Raw genomic sequence first — 19,545 nt, 5'->3', positions numbered from 1 at the left:
GCGTCACAACCTCGGCATTCACGGAGTGGTTTCCAGGGACAGGGTGGCATCCTCCACGCGGAAGAATTGCGCACGACCGTCCAAACCTTCAAACAGCGCCCGGTCCGTGCCTGTCATCCAGGCCTGGACGCCGAGCGCCACGATTTCATCAAACAGGTGCTTACGCCGTTCTGCATCCAGATGCGCAACCACCTCGTCAAGCAACAGCAGCGGGCCAGCCCCGCGTGCCTTGGTTTGCAGGCGGGTATTGGCCATGATAATCGACAGCAACAACGCCTTTTGTTCCCCGGTGGAACATTGATCCGCCGACTGGCCCTTGGCATCGTGCCAGACCAGCAGATCACTGCGTTGCGGGCCGACAACCGCCCCGCCATAGGTCGCATCACGCGCACGTCCGTCGCGCAATGCAGCCCGCATTCTGTCTTCGACCTCGATCGCCGGATATTTTTCCAGCCAGTCTTCGAGATCCCCCGCCAGCGCCAGACGTGCGGCGGGAAACGGCCCGATGGCCATGGTGCCGGCCCGGCTTAACCGGGCCAGAAGATCGGCCCGGGCCACGGCAACGGCAATGCCGTGACGGACCATCGAATCTTCGATCGAGGCCAGCCATTTGTCATCGCCCTTGCCTTCCTTGAGCAATTTGGCGCGCGAGCGCAGGGAATGCTCATAGGCGGCAACGCGGCTGCTGTGATCGGGATCAAGGCCATAGACCAGCCGATCCAGAAAGCGTCGACGCGCCGATGGCCCGTCCAGAAACAGACGATCCATCTGTGGCGTCAGCCAGACGGCGGCACAAACCCGCCCCAAGGCGGCCTGCCCACGCTGGGACTGACCATCAATCCGGACAGCCCGGCGTTCGCGCCCCTGTTCAAGGGCAGCGGGATCAAGACCCGATCCGACCTGAAACACCCCGTCAGGGGTTTCGATTTCCGCAGCAACCGCCCAGGCCCGGGTTGCCCCGTTCGGGGCCGGCGGGACGCTGCGTGCGATATCGCCCAGTTTGGCCCGGCGCAATCCGCCGCCCGGGGCCAGCAAGGATACCGCTTCGAGCAGGTTGGTCTTGCCCGCCCCGTTTGGTCCCGTCAGCACAACCGGCGCGCCACTAAGGGCCAGACGCAGGCTTTCGTAACAGCGAAAATCGCTGAGCTGGATGCGGGAAACGGCAAGACGGTTTGTCATGGACGCACCGTCTTTTGGCATGAGGTTATTGGCAAGAGCAGCCACAGCTTAATCGTGCTTACCGTCACACACGCATCGGCATCAGAACATACAATGCCGAAAGGTCGTCGGTATCACGCAGGATCGTCGGGCTTGAACCATCCGACATCAGAAGGTTGAGGGTATCGCCCTTGACCTGTTTGGCGATGTCGAGCAGATAGCGCGAGTTAAAGCCGATTTCGATGTCCTCGGCATCGTAGTTGATTTCAAGTTCCTCGGACGCGGTGCCGTGTTCGGGGCTTGAAGCCGAAAGCGTGAGGGTCGTCCCCGACAGCACGACCTTGACCGCACGCGATTTTTCAATCGAAATCGCCGAAACACGGTCAACCGCATCGGCAAAGGCCTTACATTCGATATCAAGGGTCTTGTCATTGCCCGATGGAATGACGCGTTCGTAATCGGGGAAGGTGCCATCAATCAGCTTGGAGGTCAGGATCGCATTGCCGAATCCGAAGCGGATTTTGGTGTCCGACAGAGCGATATCGACCGCTTCGCCGGTTTCTTCGATCAGTTTGCGCAATTCACCAACGGTCTTGCGCGGCACGATGACGCCCGGCATGTTTTCCGCACCATCAGGCAGCGGTGCCTCGACCCGGGCCAGACGGTGACCGTCGGTGGCAACAGCCCGCAGGATCTTGGTGCCTTCGGCGTCGGTGGCATGGAAATAGATGCCGTTGAGATAGTAACGGGTTTCTTCGGTCGAGATCGCGAACTCGGCGCGATCAATCAGGCCGCGCAGTTCCGCAGCAGCAAGACCGAAGCTGACCGGAAGATCGCCACCGGACATGACCGGGAAATCATCGACCGGCAGAACCGCCAGATTAAATTTCGAACGGCCCGCAGCCAGGGTCAGACGACCGGCACCCGGTTCAAGGGCGATCTGCACCTGGGAACCTTCGGGCAGTTTGCGGACGATTTCATAAAGGGTATGTGCAGGCGTCGTGGTCGCGCCCGGTTCGGAGACCTCGGCCGTGGTGGTTTCGACCACTTCAAGGTCCATGTCCGTTGCCGTCAGGGAAAGACGATCATTCTCTGCCCGCAGCAAAATATTGGACAGAATCGGGATGGTGTTGCGTCGTTCAACAACACTTTGAACATGGGTCAGCGATTTCAACAGAGCCGCGCGTTCGATGGTCAGCTTCATGCCCGTCCTATCCGTCTGTCAGTATTAGTTTAACAAATTGATTTTTAATCAGTTTTCTCACCTGACCCCCACCCTTTCGGGCAAGGAAGGCGCATTATAACATGCATGACACGAAATCGAAGGATTTTTACGGCTTAAACCCAAGCAAATAAAAGGAGTCGGCACGGCAATTTACGCCCGAAACGCGCAAAGCGGCGCATACTGCGCGACTCGCAGTTTTGTTCATGTATTTCAGGGGAATTTTACCCGTCATTCCGACCCGGAATCCGGCGACCGAACCATGCGGAGTCCGGCCCCGTCAGCACCAAAATTCGACGGCACAGGCATCAAGAAAATCCACGATGCCAGATCGGTCAGGCACCGAAACAATCAGCCTTCGAGCATCCGGCGCAGCAGATCGATATCTTCGGAAAGTGACGGATCGGAACTGTGCAGTTCTTCGATCTTGCGCACTGCATGCATAACCGTGGTGTGGTCACGCCCGCCGAATTTCCGACCGATTTCCGGCAGGGAATGGGTGGTCAGTTGCTTGGACAGATACATCGCCACCTGACGCGGGCGGGCAACCGCACGGGCACGGCGGGCGGAATGCATGTCCGACACCTTGATGTTGAAATGTTCAGCCACGCGTTTCTGGATTTCCTCGATCGATACCCGGCGCTCGGAGGCGCGCAGCACATCGTGAAGAACATCCTGAACCATTTCGAGGCTGATCTCGCGACCGACAAGCTGCGAATGCGCGATCACGCGGTTAAGCGCACCTTCGAGCTCACGCACGTTGGCCGTGATCTTGTGGGCGAGGAATTCCATGACACGCTGGGGCAGTTCGACACCCTGACGTTCGGCCTTGGATTCGAGAATGCCCAGACGCAGCTCGTAAGTGGTTGCATGGATATCGGCAACAAGGCCGGAGCCCAGACGCGACCGCAGGCGTTCTTCGATATCTTCAAGATCAGAGGGCGACTTGTCAGCCGAGACAATGATCTGACGGCCCTGATCGACCAGCGCGTTAAAGGTGTGGAAGAATTCTTCCTGGGTCGAGTCCTTGCCCGAGATGAACTGGACATCATCGACCATCAGAACGTCCACCGAACGGAACTGGTCCTTGAAATCGACCGTGTTTTTGTCACGCAGCGCCCGGATGAAGCGATACATGAATTTTTCCGCCGACAGGTATATCACCGTGCGGTGCGGCTGCGTGCGGCGGATATGCCAGGCAATCGCATGCATCAGGTGGGTTTTACCAAGACCGACGCCGCCATACAGGAACAGCGGGTTGAATGGCACCGATTCGGCTTCGGCCAGACGGCGCGCCGCGGCATAGGCAAATTCGTTCGGCTTGCCGATCACGAAATTGTCGAAGGTGTAACGCGGATCAAGGGCAGCAGAAATGCCGTCATCTGACATGCTGGCAATCGCCGTGCGGCCGGCAGCCTGCGGCTGACAGGGGGCCTCGGCAACCGAGATCTTTCCAGCGCCCGGCTTGGCCTTGGGGGCCGGTTTGGTCGCGGAAACATCGCCCGCAGCAGAACCCGATGCCGGGGAAGCGGCTGGTTCAACCTGATTGGCGGGCGCATTGCCATTGGAAACGGAGATGATGTTGATTTCGACGAAATGCACGTTGGCATCTTCGGCATGCCAGAAGGCCTGGATCCGGTCGAGATAGTGCTGGGTTACCCAGTCACGCATGGCACGGGTCGGCGCACCAAGACGCGCCACACCTGCCTCGACACCAATCAGGACAACCGGCTCAAGCCAGTAGCGATAGGCTGTGGCACCGAATTCGGCGCGCAGCTTTTCACGAACGACCTGCCAGATTGCGACTGTATGATCATCAAGTGCTGCCTGCTGGTCACCCTGCATCCCCCCGCTGGTCTGCCCGAGTGCCGATTGCGTTCCCCTCACGGCGTGCTGCACTGTTTGAACCTTCCCCGATATCCCAATTTCAACACATTCAAGACTGCAAAAGACAAAATAGTACTGTGCCGCGTTCATCACAGTAGTGATCAACACGCTGGTCTTCCGCAAAATCCTGGAAGCGTACTCGCGCCTTTTGTTTTTGGTTCTTCGTCACTGGCCACTTTGCGCGGCCTGCGAAGTCCAAACACTGTACTGATGCGACCCACATCAGGCAAGGCGATCTTTAACAGAACGTTAAAAGGATTTCGGCACCAAAACGTTCCTTATTTTCTGCGGTTTCTTGCACCCGCGGAATCAAGGAACAAAAGGTGATTCTCCGAAATCAGGGCAGCGAAAAGGCCGCACCAGAGGCGCGGCCTTCGACTCGCCATCCCGTAAGGGATAAATTAAAGCGCCTTGATACGAGCGGTCAGACGCGAAACCTTGCGAGCAACGGTGTTCTTGTGCAGAACGCCGAGCTGCGCGCCGCGCGCCATTTCCGGCTCGGCGATTTTCATCGCAGCCTGAGCAGCATCTTTGTCGCCAACGTTCAGCGCAGCTTCGACCTTCTTAACGAAGGTACGAATGCGACCGATACGTGCGCCGTTAACTTCTGCACGGGCGGCGTTGCGGCGAATGCGCTTCTTGGCCGATTTATGGTGAGCCATTGCGAACCTGTCTCTTCAAACAAATGTTACGTAATTCGGAGCGCGGCTTATAGCTCTGTCCGAAACCCTCGTCAACCCCCGATGCCGCGTCGATGCCCTAATTTCTGCGGTTTAGGACTCTGTTGGCCTGCAACACAGATATGCAGCGACGGAATCAGGGGTCAACTTACACCGGGCACCGTGCAATCAACGGTGCTTGAAATCGGCTTTTCTCTTTTCTGTGAAGGCCTTCATGCCTTCGGCACGGTCTTCGAGCGCGAAGGTCGAATGGAATTCGCGACGTTCAAACATCAGGCCTTCTGTCAGGGTCATTTCATAGGCCTTGTTGACCGATTCCTTGACCTTCATCGAAACCGGGCCCGAGAAGGAGGCGATCTTTTCCGCCGTTTTAAGGGCTTCTTCCAGCAGCGAGTCGGCCGGGACGATTCGCGCCACCAGACCGGAACGTTCGGCTTCCTCGGCATCCATCATGCGCCCGGTCAGGCACATTTCCATTGCCTTGGCCTTGCCAATCGCACGGGTCAGGCGCTGCGTCCCGCCAGCACCGGGGATGGTGCCGATGGTGATTTCGGGCTGACCGAACTTAGCGGTGTCGGCGGCAATCATGATGTCGCACATCATGGCAAGTTCACAGCCACCACCCAGCGCGAATCCGGCAACGGCGGCAATGGTCGGCTTGCGGCAGCTGGCAACACGGGTCCAGCCTTTGGTGATGAAGTCGTTCTTATAGACATCCATATAATCGTAATCGGCCATTTCCTTGATGTCGGCACCGGCCGCAAAGGCGCGTTCCGACCCGGTAATGACAATGGCACGAATGTTTTCATCGGATTCGAAATCATCAAGTGCCGCACCGATATCCGTGATCAGGGCAGCGCACAGCGCATTGAGTGCCTGGGGACGGTTAAGGGTGATCAGTCCGACATTGCCCTTTTTCTCGGCGATGATGTTTTCATATGACATGCCTGTAATCCTTATATCCGCGATCTGCCCGGCTTGTGCGGGGCCGATTCGTCTGAAACCATATTTTGATACTGTTTTACCGATTTTGATCCCGCCCCGCAACCGGCACCGCGTGAAAGCATCATGAAAGGAGGCAGGGATCAGACCGCCCGGTTCGCGGTTAATGGCTTATGGCTTATGGCTTAAGACTTGTCGCTTATGTCCCGGATATGGGCGGCCAATAGCAGATACAGCGATCAGGCAGCGGAGTCGAAGGACGGAATATGCCTGTTCCGTCCTCTGCCGCGCATTGCCATGCCTGTTTATGGAGCGCGCTTATTTCTGACAGGTCGGGCAGAAGAAGGTCGATCGTCCGGCCTGAACGATTCGTCCGATCGTGCTGTCGCATCCGTCCGCCACACAGGTTTCACCTTCGCGACCATAGACGCGGAAATTATGCTGGAAATAACCCAGTTCGCCATTGGTCTGGCGATGATCCTTCAGGCTTGAACCGCCCGCGGCAATGGCATCTTCCAGCACCAGACGGATTTCGCGATAAAGACGGTCAATTTCACCGGGCTTGAGATCCCTTGCCAGACGGTCCGGTGCAATGCCCGAGCGGAACAAGGCTTCGCAGACATATATATTGCCAAGACCGGCCACCAGTTTCTGGTCAAGCAAGGCGGTCTTGATCGGACTGCCGCGACGCGCAAGCCCGTCGGCCAGCACCGCGGCATTGAACGCATTGCCAAGCGGCTCGGGACCGATACCGGCCAGCATCTTGTGGTTGGCGACTTCGTCTGCGGCAATCAGGGTGATCACCCCGAAGCGGCGCGGATCGTTAAAGCGCACAACAGCGCCATCCTGCATGACGAAATCGACATGATCATGCTTGCCCGGTTCGGGAACGGCGACCGCCGGATCATTATGAATGGTCATGCGGCCCGACATGCCCAGATGGATCAGCAATACCTGACCATCATCAAGATATCCCAGAATGTATTTTGCCCGCCGGGTCAGCTGATCGATCTTGCGACCGGCCATGCGATCGACAAAGCCGTCGGGAAAGGCAAAACGCAGATTGGCGCGACGTTGCACCACGTGATCGACAATGCGGCCCTCCATGACCGGTGTCAGACCACGGGTAACTGTTTCGACCTCTGGCAATTCAGGCATATCTGGAACTCGTGCAAGTTAGGGCGACCCACTTTCTAGACCAGAATCGACCGTAAAATAAGGATCAATTTCGATGCTGTGTGCGGGCGATGGCCGGCCATGCGATCTTCGATCTGGACGCAGGCCGCCAAAACCATATGATTGCGGCGCCCGTCGGCATCCCGATGACCCATTCCACCGGATGCACCGGGATTTCCGGTTCCGCGTTGCCCCACCTTTGCGGACATTTCTGTTTTACGAAAGCCACCCGATGGAATTTGGTTTTGATCTTTTAGCGATCCTGTTCGGCGTTGCCGCACTTGCGGCCTGTGTTGATGCGATTGCCGGCGGCGGCGGCCTGATTACCATTCCGGCCCTGCTTTGGGCGGGCGTGACACCGGCGCAAGCACTTGCAACCAACAAGTTGCAGGGAAGCTTTGGCAGTTTTACCGCATCGCTTAACTTCATCCGCAAGGGTCACGTCAATCCGCGCGACATGGTTTTGGCGATTGTTCTGACCTTTGCCGGATCAGCACTTGGCACCGTATTGGTGCAGATGCTTGATCCCGGCATATTGATGACGATCCTGCCCGGTCTTTTGATCCTGATTGCGCTTTATTTCCTGTTTTCGCCGCGCGTGGGCGATATCGATGCGCATCAGTTGATCAGCAAGGCGACCTTTGCCTTTACCGCCGGGTTTGGCATCGGGTTTTATGACGGGTTCTTTGGCCCGGGAACGGGGTCCTTTTTCTCGATCGCCTTTGTCGCGCTGCTTGGTTTCAACATGACCAAGGCAACCGCGCATACCAAGGTTTTGAACTTCACATCGAATTTTGCATCCCTTGTGATGTTCATTGCCGGGGGCGAGGTTGTCTGGGTTGTTGGCGGTGTGATGGCGGTTGGTGCACTGCTTGGTGCGCAGATCGGATCGCATCTGGTGATGAAGGTCGGCGCGCGACTTGTGCGGCCGCTTCTGGTCGTTACGTCGATCGCGATTTCGATCAAGCTGATCATTGATCAATATGGCCCCGTGATCAGCCAGACCTATGATCAGATCCGCCACTGGATCGGCTAGGTCCGCTCAAAAGACCGCACACAGATATCAAAAACCCGTCAACCGAGAGGCTGACGGGTTTTGTTTTGCAAGGACGGTTTGCCCGAATGATCAGGCGTTGGCACCACTTTGGGCAAAGACTTCATCGCCACGATCAAGCAGGTGGCTCCAGACCGTAAACAGCAGCGCCAGCACCGCAATTCCGGCCCCAAGCCATGGGATATGCTGATAGGAAACGCCGTGCGTGATGGCAAGACCACCGAACCAGGCCCCACCGGCATTGCCAAGATTGAACGCCCCCTGATTAAGGGTGGAGGCCAGATTGGGGGCCTCGGACGCCTCGTTGACCACGCGCATCTGAAGCGGGGATACCAGGGCAAAGGCCACAACACCCCACAGCATCACCGTGATCACCGCCGGGATGACTTCGGTCAGGGTTTCGGTGAACATGGCCAGAATGGCAATCAACAGGACAAAGGCAATAATGATCGCCGGCATCAGACGCCAGTCCCCCAGTCGACCGCCGATATAGTTGCCCACTGTCAGACCAACCCCGAACAGCAGCAGCACATAGGTCACCTGACGCGGGGAGATGCCGGTAATTTCCTGAAGCATCGGGGTGATATAGGTAAAGACGCTGAACATGCTGGCCGATGCCAGAACCGAAATCAGCATGGCAAACAGGACCTGGACCTTGCCCAGGGACTTGGCTTCTGCCCACAGGCTTCCGGTTGATGCGGCGATCTTGCGCGGCAAGGCAACATAAAGTGCCAGGGCAGCAACAATGCCAATGGCAACAACCGCCCAGAAGGTCGATCGCCACCCCAGTTCCTGACCAAGGGCAGTACCAAACGGCACACCAAGAACATTGGCCAGTGTCAGCCCCGAAAACATAAGCGCAATGGCCTGAACCCGTTTATGCGGTGCCACCAGGTTTGACGCAACCACGGCCCCCAGACCAAAGAAGGCCCCATGACAGAAGGCCGTCACAACGCGGGCCGCCATCAGAAGCCAGTAATCCGGGGCCACAGCACACAGGAAATTGCCGATGATGAAGATCGAAATCAGAAGCAAAAGTGCGCGCCTGCGATCCATGCGCGCCGTTGCAATCGCAAGGAACGGCGCCCCGAAGGTCACACCCAGCGCATAACCGGTGACAAGCAACCCGGCATCGGGAATGGTGACACCAAGATCAAGCGCCACATCGGGCAGCAATCCCATAATGACAAATTCGGTGGTCCCGATGCCAAAAGACGCAAGGGCCAGGGCAAGAATCGGTAAGTTCCCGAGAAATCCCGGGCGGGTGGCGGTATCAGTCATGTCAGAAATATCCAGATAAACCCGGGCCGGTTCGACGGATCCGGATTTTGTGCAACTGCGAGATGGCCATATTGCACCAATTTTTGAAACGATTCAATTCTGAGATAAAGCGGGCGATAAAACCATCGCGAAATCCGCATGGCAGCATGCACGACATTCACAGCTGATCTTTATGGCCTGTCCCAAAAAAACAAAGGCCCGGACAATGCCGGGCCTTGATCGCGGGAGCCGGTCCTGTGATCAGGAAAGCTCGGTCACGATGCGTTTGGCGGCTTCGATCGGGTCTTCTGCCTTGGTGATCGGACGACCGATAACCAGAACGTCACTGCCCATGGCAACGGCATCGGCCGGGGTAACGATGCGTTTCTGATCGTCACTTGATGCCCAGGCCGGACGAATACCCGGCGTGATCAGTTTGAAATCATCGCCAAGGGCACGGCGGACCGGGGTAATTTCCTGCGCCGAGCAGACGACACCGTCCAGACCGGCCTTTTTGGTCAATTCGGCCAGTTTGACGACGCGATCCTCGATCGGGCCTTTGAGCCCGACATCATCAAGGTCAGCCTGGTCCATGCTGGTCAGGATGGTTACAGCGATTACCCAGGGCACTTCGACACCGGCCTTGTCGGCCGCTTCGCGTGCGGCATCCCCGGCACGCTTCATCATTTCGATGCCGCCAGCGGCATGAACATTGACGATTTTAAGCCCCATCGGAGTGACAGCACGAATGGCACCGGCAACCGTGTTGGGGATATCGTGATATTTGACATCAAGGAAGATCGGCATGCCGGTCTTGGCAACCGCGCGGACACCCTGCGGACCGTGGGCAGCAAAGAATTCCTTGCCCAGCTTTGCCCCGCCAATCACGCCCGACAACCGCGATGCCAGATCAATTGCATGATCAAGGTCCGTGGTATCGATGGCACAGAAAATGCGGTCTTTTGGGGAAAGGGTCCGGGTCATGATGTCCTCCGCTGCTGGCAATTGGGTCATGGCCCACAATCAGCTGCGCGGACCGGACATGGCTTAGCCGATTTATCCACAAAGGCCAATGTCAAATAGTACCAGATGACTGCATGGCCCCATGCATCGGGTTCGATCACCGGAAACGGACCATAAAAAAGGGCTCCGAAAGGAGCCCTTGGGATCAGCTGTGGCCAAGTGCCTTTTGATCGGACTTGGGGGTCGCATCGTCATTTTTGATGCGTTTGAGTTCACTGTCCATGCGCCGGGCGGCACGGCGGTGTTTGCCATGGATCAGCCATTCATAGGCAAATCCGATGCCCAGCCCCACAAGCAAGGCCACCATGATCGGCAGGAACAGCGGCAGGTCGACCTCGTAGGGCAACGGCCAGAGCGACAGCGTCACAAGCGCACGGTTGGACACGGCAAAAACGGCAATCAGGACCGCAAGCGGTATGGAAATAATCCAGTAAAGGATACGCATTCTGGGCTCCTTGTGCCTGACAGGATGGCGGCAGACACCCGACAGATCAGGCGTCCCCCGAATTCAGGCAACAGGTCACGTTCGGGGATTGATGCAACAGTATGGCGCAAAGCGCAGGCAAAAGCCAAGCCACCAGCGACACAGCATGCTGTGTCGTGGCGGTTTTGCGTGACGACCGGCAATGCGATCGTCAATCAATCATCCATCAAACGGAAATCAGTTCAGACGTTCACGGAGCTGCTTGCCGGTTTTGAAATAGGGAACCTTTTTCTCACCAACAGGGACCGCGTCACCGGTACGCGGGTTCCGCCCGACGCGGGCATCACGCTGTTTGACGGAAAATGCACCAAAACCGCGCAGTTCGACCCGGTCGCCACGGGCAAGCGCATCAGTGATTTCGTCAAAAATCGTTGCAACAATCCGTTCGACGTCTCGCTGATAGAGATGCGGATTCAATTCAGCAAGCCGGGCAATCAATTCAGATTTTGTCATTTCCAGGCCCCATCCTGTTCGTGCTGACAGTCTCACTCAACCGCGAATTAGATTATTTGTTCGGTAACTATCACTCAGGTTGCCAGACAGCTAGCAAACCGTCAAGTTTAAGCCCCTCAGATGACAGCACTTTTCCAAGGTTTCCTTCAAAGAGTGCGCTCATCAAATCGTCCTCCGGGTACTCAATTTCAAGCGGCACGATGTCCGCTTCCGGCGTGACACCAGCTTCGTTTTCAAGCCAGCGCAAGGCTTCACGACGGCCTCCAATTTCATCAATCAAGCCATTGGCAAGTGCTTGCTGTCCGGTATAGACGCGACCATCTGCCAATGTTTTTACCGTGTCGACCGGCATGTCACGCCGTTCGGCAACCATTCCGACAAACACGTCAAACATGTCGGAAATCAGGCCTTGCATGGCCGTTTTTGCAGCATCATCAACCGGTTCGAACGGATTCGGTGCCGCTTTAAGCGGTCCACTTTTGACGGTAAGCGGCTCGACGCCAAGCTTTTCAAGCGTGCCGTTGAAATTCATCGACTGGAAAATCACCCCGATTGATCCGGTAATCGTTCCGCGCCGCGCAATGATATGGTCAGCAGCAATCGCGGTCATATAGCCACCCGATGCGGCAACCGTGCCCATTTCGGCAACGATGGGGCGGGTTTCCCCGATCCGGCGCAACGCTTCATACAGCGTTTCGCCCCCGACCATGGTGCCGCCCGGGCTGTTGATATGGACAATCACACCGACAACGTCGCTGTCTTCTTCGATGGCGGCCAGCGCATCAAGCAAATAGGGATCTTCGGTGATCACGCCTTCGATATTGATTTCAACGATTCTCGGACCGATGCCGCCCAGAACACTGTTCTGCACGCCGGTTCCGGCCAGACCGATAATGATCACGGCAATGACAGCAATGACGGCCACAACGCGCCAGCGGAAGACTGATTTCTTCAAGCGACGTCGATCAAGCAGGATATCGGCATCAAGCGCCATTTACGGTGCCCCGGTTCTAATTGTTCAATCAAATACTTAGAAGGCTGTCCGCCCAAAAACCTGCCTTTTCAAATGGTTTTTCTCGGCCAAGAAGGCAAGGACAAAAAGCGTTTAAAATCAAAATTTTCGCGAAAAATGACGAACAGGGCAGCACCGGGCACCAATCCGGGGTCAAAACTCGGATGATATACAATTTCAAAGGCCAAATCCGGCCGGGCTGCCAGCAGATACGAGCGCCCGGAACAACCCGTTTTCTCAACCCCCGCCCCAACCAGATCAGCCATGTCAGCAAGATAGAAAGATCATCAAACGCCCCCGGATCATGAGGCGCGCATCGTACCGGGCGGCTCACCCATATGCCGGTTGGCATGCGCCATCCGAGCGAAGGCCAAAAACAAAACGGGCCGCACAATGTGCGACCCGTCTGTTCGGTCCGAAAAAGATCAGACCGTATTTCGTCGGAGGGTGGCTTATTCGCCGCCTTCCTGCTTTTTGCGCAGAGCTTCGCCGAGGATATCGCCGAGCGATGCGCCGCTGTCAGCAGAGCCGTAATCCGCCATTGCTTTCTTCTCGTCAGCAACTTCAAGAGCTTTGACCGAGAGGGAAACTTTACGGGTTTTGGCGTCGATTGCGGTAACGCGTGCGTCGACTTTTTCACCAACTGCGAAGCGTTCCGGACGCTGTTCCGAACGCTCACGCGCCAGTTCAGCTTTACGGATGAAGCCTTTCAGTTCGGTGTCGCCAACAGCAACTTCGATGCCGCCGTCATTGACTTCGGTGATCTCGCAGGTGACGGTTTCGCCACGCTTGATACCGGTAACTGCTTCTTTGAACGGATCGCCAGCAAGCTGTTTGATGCCAAGCGAGATGCGTTCTTTTTCAACGTCAACGTCAAGAACCTTGGCTTTGACGATGTCGCCTTTTTTGTATTCTTTGATGACTTCTTCACCAGCACGGTCCCAGGACAGGTCCGAAAGGTGAGCCATACCGTCGATACCGCCCATGAGGCCGATGAACAGACCGAATTCGGTGATGTTCTTGACTTCGCCTTCGATCTCGGACTCGACCGGGTGAGCTGCAAGGAAGGCATCCCACGGGTTCGAGGTGCACTGCTTGAGACCAAGCGAGATACGACGTTTCTGGGCATCGACGTCGAGCACCATGACTTCGACTTCCTGCGAGGTCGAAACGATTTTGCCCGGGTGGATGTTTTTCTTGGTCCAGGACATTTCGGAAACGTGGACCAGGCCTTCGACACCAGCTTCGAGTTCGACGAATGCGCCGTAATCGGTGATGTTGGTGACACGACCTTCGAATTTCGAACCGACCGGGTATTTGGCTTCGACGCCTTCCCACGGATCAGCTTCAAGCTGCTTCATGCCAAGCGAGATACGCTGGGTTTCGCTGTTGAAGCGGATGACCTGAACTTTAACAGTCTGGCCGATCTGCAGAGCTTCGGACGGATGGTTGATACGTTTCCAAGCGATGTCGGTAACGTGCAGCAGGCCGTCAACGCCGCCGAGATCGACGAATGCGCCGTAATCGGTGATGTTTTTGACAACGCCGTCAAGAACCTGACCTTCCTGAAGGTTCTGGATCAGTTCAGCACGCTGTTCTGCACGGGTCTCTTCGAGAACTGCACGACGCGAAACCACGATGTTACCGCGCGAACGATCCATTTTCAGGATCTGGAACGGCTGCGGGTTGTTCATCAGCGGGGTAACGTCACGGACCGGACGGATATCAACCTGGGAACCCGGAAGGAATGCAACTGCACCCGACAGGTCAACGGTGAAGCCGCCTTTAACGCGACCAAAGATGGTGCCGTCAACGCGTTTGCCTTCGGAGAACTGTTTTTCCAGCTCAACCCAGGCTTCTTCGCGGCGCGCTTTTTCGCGCGACAGAACGATCAGGCCATCTTTGTTTTCATAGCGGTCGACATAAACATCAACGGTATCGCCAATGTTTACTTCGCCTGCGCCAAATTCTTTAAGCGGAACGCGGCCTTCGGATTTCAGGCCGACATCGACGATTGCGTCATCGTCAGTTTTCTTAACGACCGAACCGGTCATTACGCGGCCGACAAAACCTTCGTCTTCAGAACCAAGGGTTTCAGCCAACAGGGCGGCAAAATCTTCGCCGGTCGAGAATTGTGCTTCTTCAGCGGTGGTCATAAACCAGACTTCCTTTCGAGTATCGTCATCATATTCTGGCCAACCGGTTGTGTCCGGTGGTCTTAAACCGCAAAATCGCGGCAAAAATGTCAGTCATTGGGCGAACCCGACATCCATGAAAGGCATGCCTTCCATACACGAAAAGGTGAACGCACAAGTCGTTCACCTTAGGGACAGGTCATATGACCGGCACCTCGGGATCGTTCATCGCCTGACGGTTAAAACGCCCTTTGATCAGTCATCCGCGCCCATATGGGTGTGGATATGTGCCATAACGGCATCGAACACTGCATTGGCATTCAGACGGTCCGTATCAATATGGATTGCGTCTTTTGCCATGGTGAGCGGTGCGACATCGCGAGCACTGTCTCGGGCATCCCGTTCTTCAAGCTCTTTGAGAACGCGCTCGTATATAGCAGCGGGATTTTTTTCCTGCAACTGTTTGAACCGTCGGTTTGCACGTTCTTCCACTGAAGCCGTCAGATAAAACTTGATCGGGGCTTCGGGGCAAACGACCGTTCCAATATCGCGGCCATCAAGAACAGCACCGCGTTTTCCGCCGGGCGGCTTGGTGGCAAGGCTGCGCTGGAAATCAAGCAAAACGGCGCGAACCTTTGGAATCGCTGCAACTTTTGAGGCAGCGGTTCCGACTTCTTCGCTGCGGAGCTCTTCGCCGTCCAGATCATTGGCCGTAAGATTTTCCGCTGCCTTGACGGCTGCTGCTTCGTCTTCGGGGTCGGCATTTGCAGCCAAAACTTTCGCACCGGTGGCACGATATAAAAGTCCGGTATCAAGGTAGGCATAGTCCATTGCGTCTGCGACTCGACGCGCCAACGTCCCCTTGCCCGACGCTGCCGGGCCATCAATGGCGATGATCATATGCTTCGCTCCCTGTCTATATCGCGACTATATATATTGGGTCAGATCGATCAGGAATGCAGCGCGAATTTTGCGCCCATTTCGCCCATCAGCTTTTCAAAGTTCGGGAAACTGGTGGCAATCGGATTGGCATCATCAACCGCAACCGGCTTTTCCGCGCCAAGACCCAGCACCAGGAATGACATGGCAATGCGGTGATCAAGATGGGTTTCAACCATACCACCGCCCGGAACGACACCACCGGTCACAATCAGATCATCGCCTTCGATACGGTGAATGACGCCATTGGCTTCAAGTCCGGCGGCGACCGCAGCCAGACGATCCGATTCCTTGACACGCAATTCTTCAAGATCGCACATCCGTGTTTCGCCCTCGGCATAGGCCGCAGCCACGGCAAGAACCGGATATTCGTCAATCATTGAAGGGGCGCGTTCGGCCGGAACAACGATGCCTTTCAGGCGGTTTTTGCCCGTCACCACCAGATCACCGATGGTTTCGCCGGCTTCTTCGCGTTCATTGGTAATCGTGATATCGCCGCCCATTTCAATCAGGGTGGTGATCAGCCCGGTACGCAACGGGTTCAGGCAAACGTCGCGAATGGTGACATGGGAGTCCGGATTGATCAGGGCCGCAACCATCGGGAAGGCAGCCGAGCTCGGATCGGTCGGCACCACAATGTCAGCGGCCTTCATTTCGACCGGACCGGTCAGGCTGACGGTACGACCGCCATCGTCATTGACCTTCACATCCACATCGACCCCGAAATGACGCAGCATGCGTTCGGTATGATCGCGCGACGGTTTGGGTTCAATCACGGTCGTCGTCCCGGTCGTATTGAGACCGGCCAGCATCACAGCCGATTTGACCTGGGCAGATGCCATAGGAAGGGTATAGGTCACCGGTTTGGCTTCGTCCGTTCCGATCACGGCCATTGGCGGACGACCCCGATCACGGGTGATGAATTGTGCCCCGAATTTGGAAAGCGGATCGGCAACACGGCCCATCGGACGTTTGCACAGCGACGCATCGCCGGTAAAGAAGGTGGTGATCGGATGGGTGGCAACGATGCCGGCCATCAGACGAATGCCGGTTCCGGCATTGCCCATGTCAATCACGCTATCGGGTTCGCGCAATGCGCCGACACCAACACCGGTTACATGCCAGGTGCCATCCTCATCGCGGGTGACGGTTGCACCGAGTTTGCGCATGGCATCCGCGGTTGCCAGAACGTCTTCGCCTTCAAGCAGGCCGGTGACCTTGGTCGTGCCGATCGCCAGACCGCCAAACATCAGGGAACGGTGGGAAATCGATTTGTCACCCGGTACCCGGATATCACCCGAAATTGGCCCGGTTTTGGCCGATGAAAGCGGGCGTTTGGTCTGCGAAGAACTCATGGAAGCGTACCTGTCCGTAACGATTTGGTTTTCTGTTTTTACGGCGTGGAACCCTGCATATGGTGCAGCCGGGGTTTGGGGCGCTCATGATGCAGGTGGGCCGATGCATCCTGCTCTAGCACAAGCGGTTGTCAGGCACCAGTATCGAACCCAAATTTTGACGTGGCGATTGTACCGATTGCGGGCCTGTTTCACATCATTGGCAGCTCAGATCGCAAAAGGATCAATTTCCTTTTGACAAGCCGCCAACAAGATGGCAATTGGGCCTTTCAGACATTACGCCTTGCGCTGCATCGCAGCACTTTGCGACGAACAGTCTTTTTCTTAGATGATAACGGTAATTAAGAGGATTTGCCGTAATGTCAGCACGCGGTAAGAAACGTCACTGCCTCGCCTGTGGTACCAAGTATTATGATCTGAACCGTACCCCGGTTGTTTGCCCGAAATGCGCTACACCTGATGGCGTGACAAAGGTCAAGAAAGCCGCGGTTGCCAAACCGGCACCGGAAGAAGACGAAGATATCGATGACGTCAACGATCTTGACGATGATGTCGATGCGGATATCGATGACGATATCCTCGAAGATGCTTCTGACCTTGGCGAAGATGATGATGATCTTGGCGAAGTTTATGAGCATGTCGAATCAGACGACGACGATCGCTAAGAATTTTTGAAAAAGGGTCTTGCCAACATTTGGCGAACCTTCTAAATATGCGCCGCGCCGCAGAGAAAGCATCAGCAAATCTGCGACGCGGACTAAAGTGGGGCCGTAGCTCAGTTGGGAGAGCGCTACAATGGCATTGTAGAGGTCGTCAGTTCGATCCTGATCGGCTCCACCATTCAAAACCCGTTGCCTTTGGCGACGGGTTTTGTCGTTTCAGGGTGCTTTTCCCTGAAAATCGCCGGGCAACGGGCCCCGGAGACAAAAATATCCCCAAAAACCAAATGCCCCGCATCGGCGGGGCACCGGAAACGGAAATATGTGCGGGCCTAACGTCCCAGCATATTCTTTTGAACCGTGATCAGATGGGCATGCATGGCATCGCGGGCCTCGCCGGGAAGGCGTTGATTAAGCGCATCGACGATACGGGCATGTTCATCGCAATAGTGCAGACGACGCTCGTCGGAAAATGACCGTTTCTTCATTTCGAACCACGGCCCCTGATTGCGCAGGAAGGTCAGGATATTGTTGATTTCGCGCAGCAGCTCGTTGCGCGAACAATCAAAGACCAGCTTGTGGAATTCCGTATCCCATTGTTCGAATGTCGGCATATCGGTCGCCGACGATGCCTTGAGATGGGCGGCTTCGATATCGGCAAGCTCGGCCGAGGTGGCATTGGTTGCAGCAAAAGCAGCGGCTTCGGGTTCGAGCAACAGACGGATTTCCATCATGTCGGCCGGGCTTGTGCCTTCCATCCGGGCAGCGATATCGGCAAGCGATCCTGATTTGGCATGGGCCGTTACATAGGTCCCGCGACCGACATACCGCGCCAGAAGATTGTCCTGTTGCAGGATATCACAGGCCCGACGCACGGTATTGCGTGCCACGTCGAATTCCTTTGCCAGATCCCGTTCCGGCGGAATGCGTGTGCCATCGGGCCACTGCCCGCCCACGATCCGCTTGCGCAATTCTTTGGCAATGTCATCGGCACTGATGCCCGTCATAAAGAGATCCTTCTTCCCAACCAATTGTGATCCAATTAACAGATCACAGGCCGCAGGTCCAGCCCGATTTGCCCGTTTTCAGCCATTTACCCCCTATAAAAGCCCATTTACCCCCACATTGGTTGACTTGGTTGGATTATTGGTATATCAAAATCGACGAAATTGGCTTAATTGGTATATTAATTTTGGAGATTTGGCTTGAAGATTGCAACGTTCAGGACAAATGGTGCAGTTGGCGTTGGCGAGATTCTTGAAGATCGCGGTGTCGTTGTACCGTTCGACATTCCCGCCCAGGACGCCGCCCGTGGTGTGCTTAGCCTGATTGGTCAGGACACATTGCCCGGCCGCAAAGAGCCCGTATCTCTTTCGGATGTGACCTTGCTGGCACCGGTCCCGCGCCCGGTGCGCAACATTTTCTGTGTTGGCAAAAACTACATGGAACATGCGCACGAATTTTCCAAAAGCGGCTTTGATTCAAGTGCCGCAGCCGGGGCCGTGCCGAAAAACCCCATCATCTTTTCAAAAGTGCCCGAAACCGTCATCGCACATGAAAGTGATGTTCTGATCGATAGCAAGGCAAGCCAGGCTGTCGATTACGAGGCGGAGCTTGCCGTGATTATCGGCAAGGGCGGCCGGGCGATTTCGCCCGAGGATGCCTATGACCATGTGTGGGGTTACACCATCGTCAATGATGTCACCGCCCGAGACTTGCAGGGCAAATACAGCCAGTGGCTGATTGGCAAATCGCAAGACACGTTCTGTCCGATGGGACCATGGGCCGTGACCCGGGACTCGCTTGATATTTCCGACACCGCAATCCGTTGTCACGTGAATGACGAATTGCGCCAGGAATCGAACACGTCGCTTCTGATCTTCGATATCCCGACCATTATCGCAACCATTTCTGCCGGTGTCACACTGATGCCCGGCGATGTGATTGCCACCGGCACCCCGGCAGGGGTCGGGATCGGCTTTGAACCACCGCGTTATCTCAAACCCGGGGACAATGTCAGCATCGAGATCGAAGGCATTGGCACCTTGCGCAACAATTTCCGCGCAATCGGGGGCTGATCAACAGTTTCGGGACGGCCACGGTCGT

19 protein-coding genes and 1 tRNA gene are annotated in these 19,545 nt (G+C 56.1%); 4 read left to right on the top strand and 16 right to left on the bottom strand.

The annotated features are described in order from the left end of the window. Window positions 1-18 precede the first annotated feature (18 nt). From recF to mutM, 6 genes are all read right to left on the bottom strand, one after another. Window positions 19-1,179 carry a DNA replication/repair protein RecF gene (gene recF, locus CU041_RS10585; RefSeq protein WP_101247044.1) on the bottom strand — a complete coding sequence of 387 codons (1,161 nt, stop codon included), beginning with the start codon at window positions 1,177-1,179 and terminating at the stop codon, window positions 19-21. Between the two features lie 64 nt (window positions 1,180-1,243). Further along, window positions 1,244-2,362, bottom strand: coding sequence for a DNA polymerase III subunit beta (dnaN, locus tag CU041_RS10580; protein WP_101246851.1), 1,119 nt, complete (start codon window positions 2,360-2,362; stop codon window positions 1,244-1,246). Between the two features lie 369 nt (window positions 2,363-2,731). Beyond that, complete coding sequence (gene dnaA / locus CU041_RS10575; protein ID WP_170310207.1) at window positions 2,732-4,225, bottom strand: chromosomal replication initiator protein DnaA; 1,494 nt, start codon at window positions 4,223-4,225, stop codon at window positions 2,732-2,734. 443 nt (window positions 4,226-4,668) lie between these two features. Further along, window positions 4,669-4,929, bottom strand: a complete 261-nt coding sequence (gene rpsT, locus CU041_RS10570; protein WP_101246850.1) for a 30S ribosomal protein S20 — start codon at window positions 4,927-4,929, stop codon at window positions 4,669-4,671. A 186-nt stretch (window positions 4,930-5,115) separates the two neighbouring features. After that, complete coding sequence (locus CU041_RS10565) at window positions 5,116-5,892, bottom strand: enoyl-CoA hydratase (protein ID WP_101246849.1); 777 nt, start codon at window positions 5,890-5,892, stop codon at window positions 5,116-5,118. A 315-nt stretch (window positions 5,893-6,207) separates the two neighbouring features. Next, the gene (gene mutM, locus CU041_RS10560; protein ID WP_101246848.1) at window positions 6,208-7,047 is read right to left on the bottom strand and encodes a bifunctional DNA-formamidopyrimidine glycosylase/DNA-(apurinic or apyrimidinic site) lyase; all 840 of its coding nucleotides are present in this window, start codon (window positions 7,045-7,047) and stop codon (window positions 6,208-6,210) included. A 250-nt stretch (window positions 7,048-7,297) separates the two neighbouring features. On the opposite strand from mutM, the gene CU041_RS10550 reads away from it, so the two are divergent. Beyond that, window positions 7,298-8,101: a TSUP family transporter gene (locus CU041_RS10550; protein WP_101246846.1), complete on the top strand. Its 804-nt coding sequence runs from the start codon at window positions 7,298-7,300 to the stop codon at window positions 8,099-8,101. Between the two features lie 90 nt (window positions 8,102-8,191). Here CU041_RS10550 and CU041_RS10545 read toward each other — a convergent pair whose 3' ends face one another. From CU041_RS10545 to aroA, 9 genes are all read right to left on the bottom strand, one after another. After that, window positions 8,192-9,400 carry an MFS transporter gene (locus CU041_RS10545; protein ID WP_101246845.1) on the bottom strand — a complete coding sequence of 403 codons (1,209 nt, stop codon included), beginning with the start codon at window positions 9,398-9,400 and terminating at the stop codon, window positions 8,192-8,194. 240 nt (window positions 9,401-9,640) lie between these two features. Then, window positions 9,641-10,363 carry an orotidine-5'-phosphate decarboxylase gene (gene pyrF / locus CU041_RS10540; protein ID WP_101246844.1) on the bottom strand — a complete coding sequence of 241 codons (723 nt, stop codon included), beginning with the start codon at window positions 10,361-10,363 and terminating at the stop codon, window positions 9,641-9,643. A gap of 184 nt (window positions 10,364-10,547) precedes the next feature. Beyond that, window positions 10,548-10,847: a LapA family protein gene (locus CU041_RS10535; RefSeq protein WP_101246843.1), complete on the bottom strand. Its 300-nt coding sequence runs from the start codon at window positions 10,845-10,847 to the stop codon at window positions 10,548-10,550. Window positions 10,848-11,063: 216 nt separating this feature from the next. Then, window positions 11,064-11,339 (bottom strand): integration host factor subunit beta, encoded by a 276-nt coding sequence (gene ihfB, locus CU041_RS10530; RefSeq protein ID WP_101246842.1) that lies wholly within the window; start codon window positions 11,337-11,339, stop codon window positions 11,064-11,066. 70 nt (window positions 11,340-11,409) lie between these two features. After that, window positions 11,410-12,333: a signal peptide peptidase SppA gene (sppA, locus tag CU041_RS10525; RefSeq protein WP_101246841.1), complete on the bottom strand. Its 924-nt coding sequence runs from the start codon at window positions 12,331-12,333 to the stop codon at window positions 11,410-11,412. 68 nt (window positions 12,334-12,401) lie between these two features. Continuing rightward, window positions 12,402-12,617 (bottom strand): hypothetical protein, encoded by a 216-nt coding sequence (locus CU041_RS10520; protein ID WP_101246840.1) that lies wholly within the window; start codon window positions 12,615-12,617, stop codon window positions 12,402-12,404. Window positions 12,618-12,803: 186 nt separating this feature from the next. Next, window positions 12,804-14,507 carry a 30S ribosomal protein S1 gene (gene rpsA, locus CU041_RS10515; protein WP_101246839.1) on the bottom strand — a complete coding sequence of 568 codons (1,704 nt, stop codon included), beginning with the start codon at window positions 14,505-14,507 and terminating at the stop codon, window positions 12,804-12,806. 234 nt (window positions 14,508-14,741) lie between these two features. Next, complete coding sequence (gene cmk / locus CU041_RS10510; protein ID WP_101246838.1) at window positions 14,742-15,386, bottom strand: (d)CMP kinase; 645 nt, start codon at window positions 15,384-15,386, stop codon at window positions 14,742-14,744. 50 nt (window positions 15,387-15,436) lie between these two features. Continuing rightward, window positions 15,437-16,780 carry a 3-phosphoshikimate 1-carboxyvinyltransferase gene (gene aroA / locus CU041_RS10505; protein ID WP_101246837.1) on the bottom strand — a complete coding sequence of 448 codons (1,344 nt, stop codon included), beginning with the start codon at window positions 16,778-16,780 and terminating at the stop codon, window positions 15,437-15,439. Window positions 16,781-17,139: 359 nt separating this feature from the next. Between aroA and CU041_RS10500 the strand changes: the two genes are divergently transcribed. Next, window positions 17,140-17,445: an FYDLN acid domain-containing protein gene (locus CU041_RS10500; RefSeq protein ID WP_101246836.1), complete on the top strand. Its 306-nt coding sequence runs from the start codon at window positions 17,140-17,142 to the stop codon at window positions 17,443-17,445. Window positions 17,446-17,544: 99 nt separating this feature from the next. Then, window positions 17,545-17,620, top strand: a tRNA-Ala gene (locus tag CU041_RS10495). Window positions 17,621-17,771: 151 nt separating this feature from the next. On the opposite strand, the gene CU041_RS10490 is transcribed toward CU041_RS10495, so the two are convergent. Beyond that, entirely contained in the window at window positions 17,772-18,446 is a 675-nt protein-coding gene (locus CU041_RS10490; protein ID WP_101246835.1) for a FadR/GntR family transcriptional regulator, read from the bottom strand. Between the two features lie 198 nt (window positions 18,447-18,644). Between CU041_RS10490 and CU041_RS10485 the strand changes: the two genes are divergently transcribed. Next, window positions 18,645-19,517 (top strand): fumarylacetoacetate hydrolase family protein, encoded by an 873-nt coding sequence (locus CU041_RS10485; RefSeq protein WP_101246834.1) that lies wholly within the window; start codon window positions 18,645-18,647, stop codon window positions 19,515-19,517. The last annotated feature ends 28 nt before the right edge of the window (window positions 19,518-19,545 follow it).

It is taken from the genome of Thalassospira povalilytica, assembly GCF_002844235.1.
Classification (GTDB): domain Bacteria; phylum Pseudomonadota; class Alphaproteobacteria; order Rhodospirillales; family Thalassospiraceae; genus Thalassospira; species Thalassospira povalilytica.
Note: the sequence above shows the minus strand (reverse complement) of the source record. Positions and strands in the feature narration are given on the sequence as shown.

What these genes read in the sequence shown, in the direction of transcription:
- CU041_RS10565 (WP_101246849.1), bottom strand. Translation starts at nt 5,892, where the DNA reads ATGTCATATGAAAACATCATCGCCGAGAAAAAGGGCAATGTCGGACTG.
- recF (WP_101247044.1), bottom strand. Translation starts at nt 1,179, where the DNA reads ATGACAAACCGTCTTGCCGTTTCCCGCATCCAGCTCAGCGATTTTCGC.
- CU041_RS10500 (WP_101246836.1), top strand. Translation starts at nt 17,140, where the DNA reads ATGTCAGCACGCGGTAAGAAACGTCACTGCCTCGCCTGTGGTACCAAG.
- CU041_RS10545 (WP_101246845.1), bottom strand. Translation starts at nt 9,400, where the DNA reads ATGACTGATACCGCCACCCGCCCGGGATTTCTCGGGAACTTACCGATT.
- CU041_RS10535 (WP_101246843.1), bottom strand. Translation starts at nt 10,847, where the DNA reads ATGCGTATCCTTTACTGGATTATTTCCATACCGCTTGCGGTCCTGATT.
- CU041_RS10550 (WP_101246846.1), top strand. Translation starts at nt 7,298, where the DNA reads ATGGAATTTGGTTTTGATCTTTTAGCGATCCTGTTCGGCGTTGCCGCA.
- pyrF (WP_101246844.1), bottom strand. Translation starts at nt 10,363, where the DNA reads ATGACCCGGACCCTTTCCCCAAAAGACCGCATTTTCTGTGCCATCGAT.
- mutM (WP_101246848.1), bottom strand. Translation starts at nt 7,047, where the DNA reads ATGCCTGAATTGCCAGAGGTCGAAACAGTTACCCGTGGTCTGACACCG.
- aroA (WP_101246837.1), bottom strand. Translation starts at nt 16,780, where the DNA reads ATGAGTTCTTCGCAGACCAAACGCCCGCTTTCATCGGCCAAAACCGGG.
- rpsT (WP_101246850.1), bottom strand. Translation starts at nt 4,929, where the DNA reads ATGGCTCACCATAAATCGGCCAAGAAGCGCATTCGCCGCAACGCCGCC.
- CU041_RS10490 (WP_101246835.1), bottom strand. Translation starts at nt 18,446, where the DNA reads ATGACGGGCATCAGTGCCGATGACATTGCCAAAGAATTGCGCAAGCGG.
- dnaA (WP_170310207.1), bottom strand. Translation starts at nt 4,225, where the DNA reads ATGCAGGGTGACCAGCAGGCAGCACTTGATGATCATACAGTCGCAATC.
- sppA (WP_101246841.1), bottom strand. Translation starts at nt 12,333, where the DNA reads ATGGCGCTTGATGCCGATATCCTGCTTGATCGACGTCGCTTGAAGAAA.
- rpsA (WP_101246839.1), bottom strand. Translation starts at nt 14,507, where the DNA reads ATGACCACCGCTGAAGAAGCACAATTCTCGACCGGCGAAGATTTTGCC.
- cmk (WP_101246838.1), bottom strand. Translation starts at nt 15,386, where the DNA reads ATGATCATCGCCATTGATGGCCCGGCAGCGTCGGGCAAGGGGACGTTG.
- CU041_RS10520 (WP_101246840.1), bottom strand. Translation starts at nt 12,617, where the DNA reads ATGGCTGATCTGGTTGGGGCGGGGGTTGAGAAAACGGGTTGTTCCGGG.
- ihfB (WP_101246842.1), bottom strand. Translation starts at nt 11,339, where the DNA reads ATGACAAAATCTGAATTGATTGCCCGGCTTGCTGAATTGAATCCGCAT.
- dnaN (WP_101246851.1), bottom strand. Translation starts at nt 2,362, where the DNA reads ATGAAGCTGACCATCGAACGCGCGGCTCTGTTGAAATCGCTGACCCAT.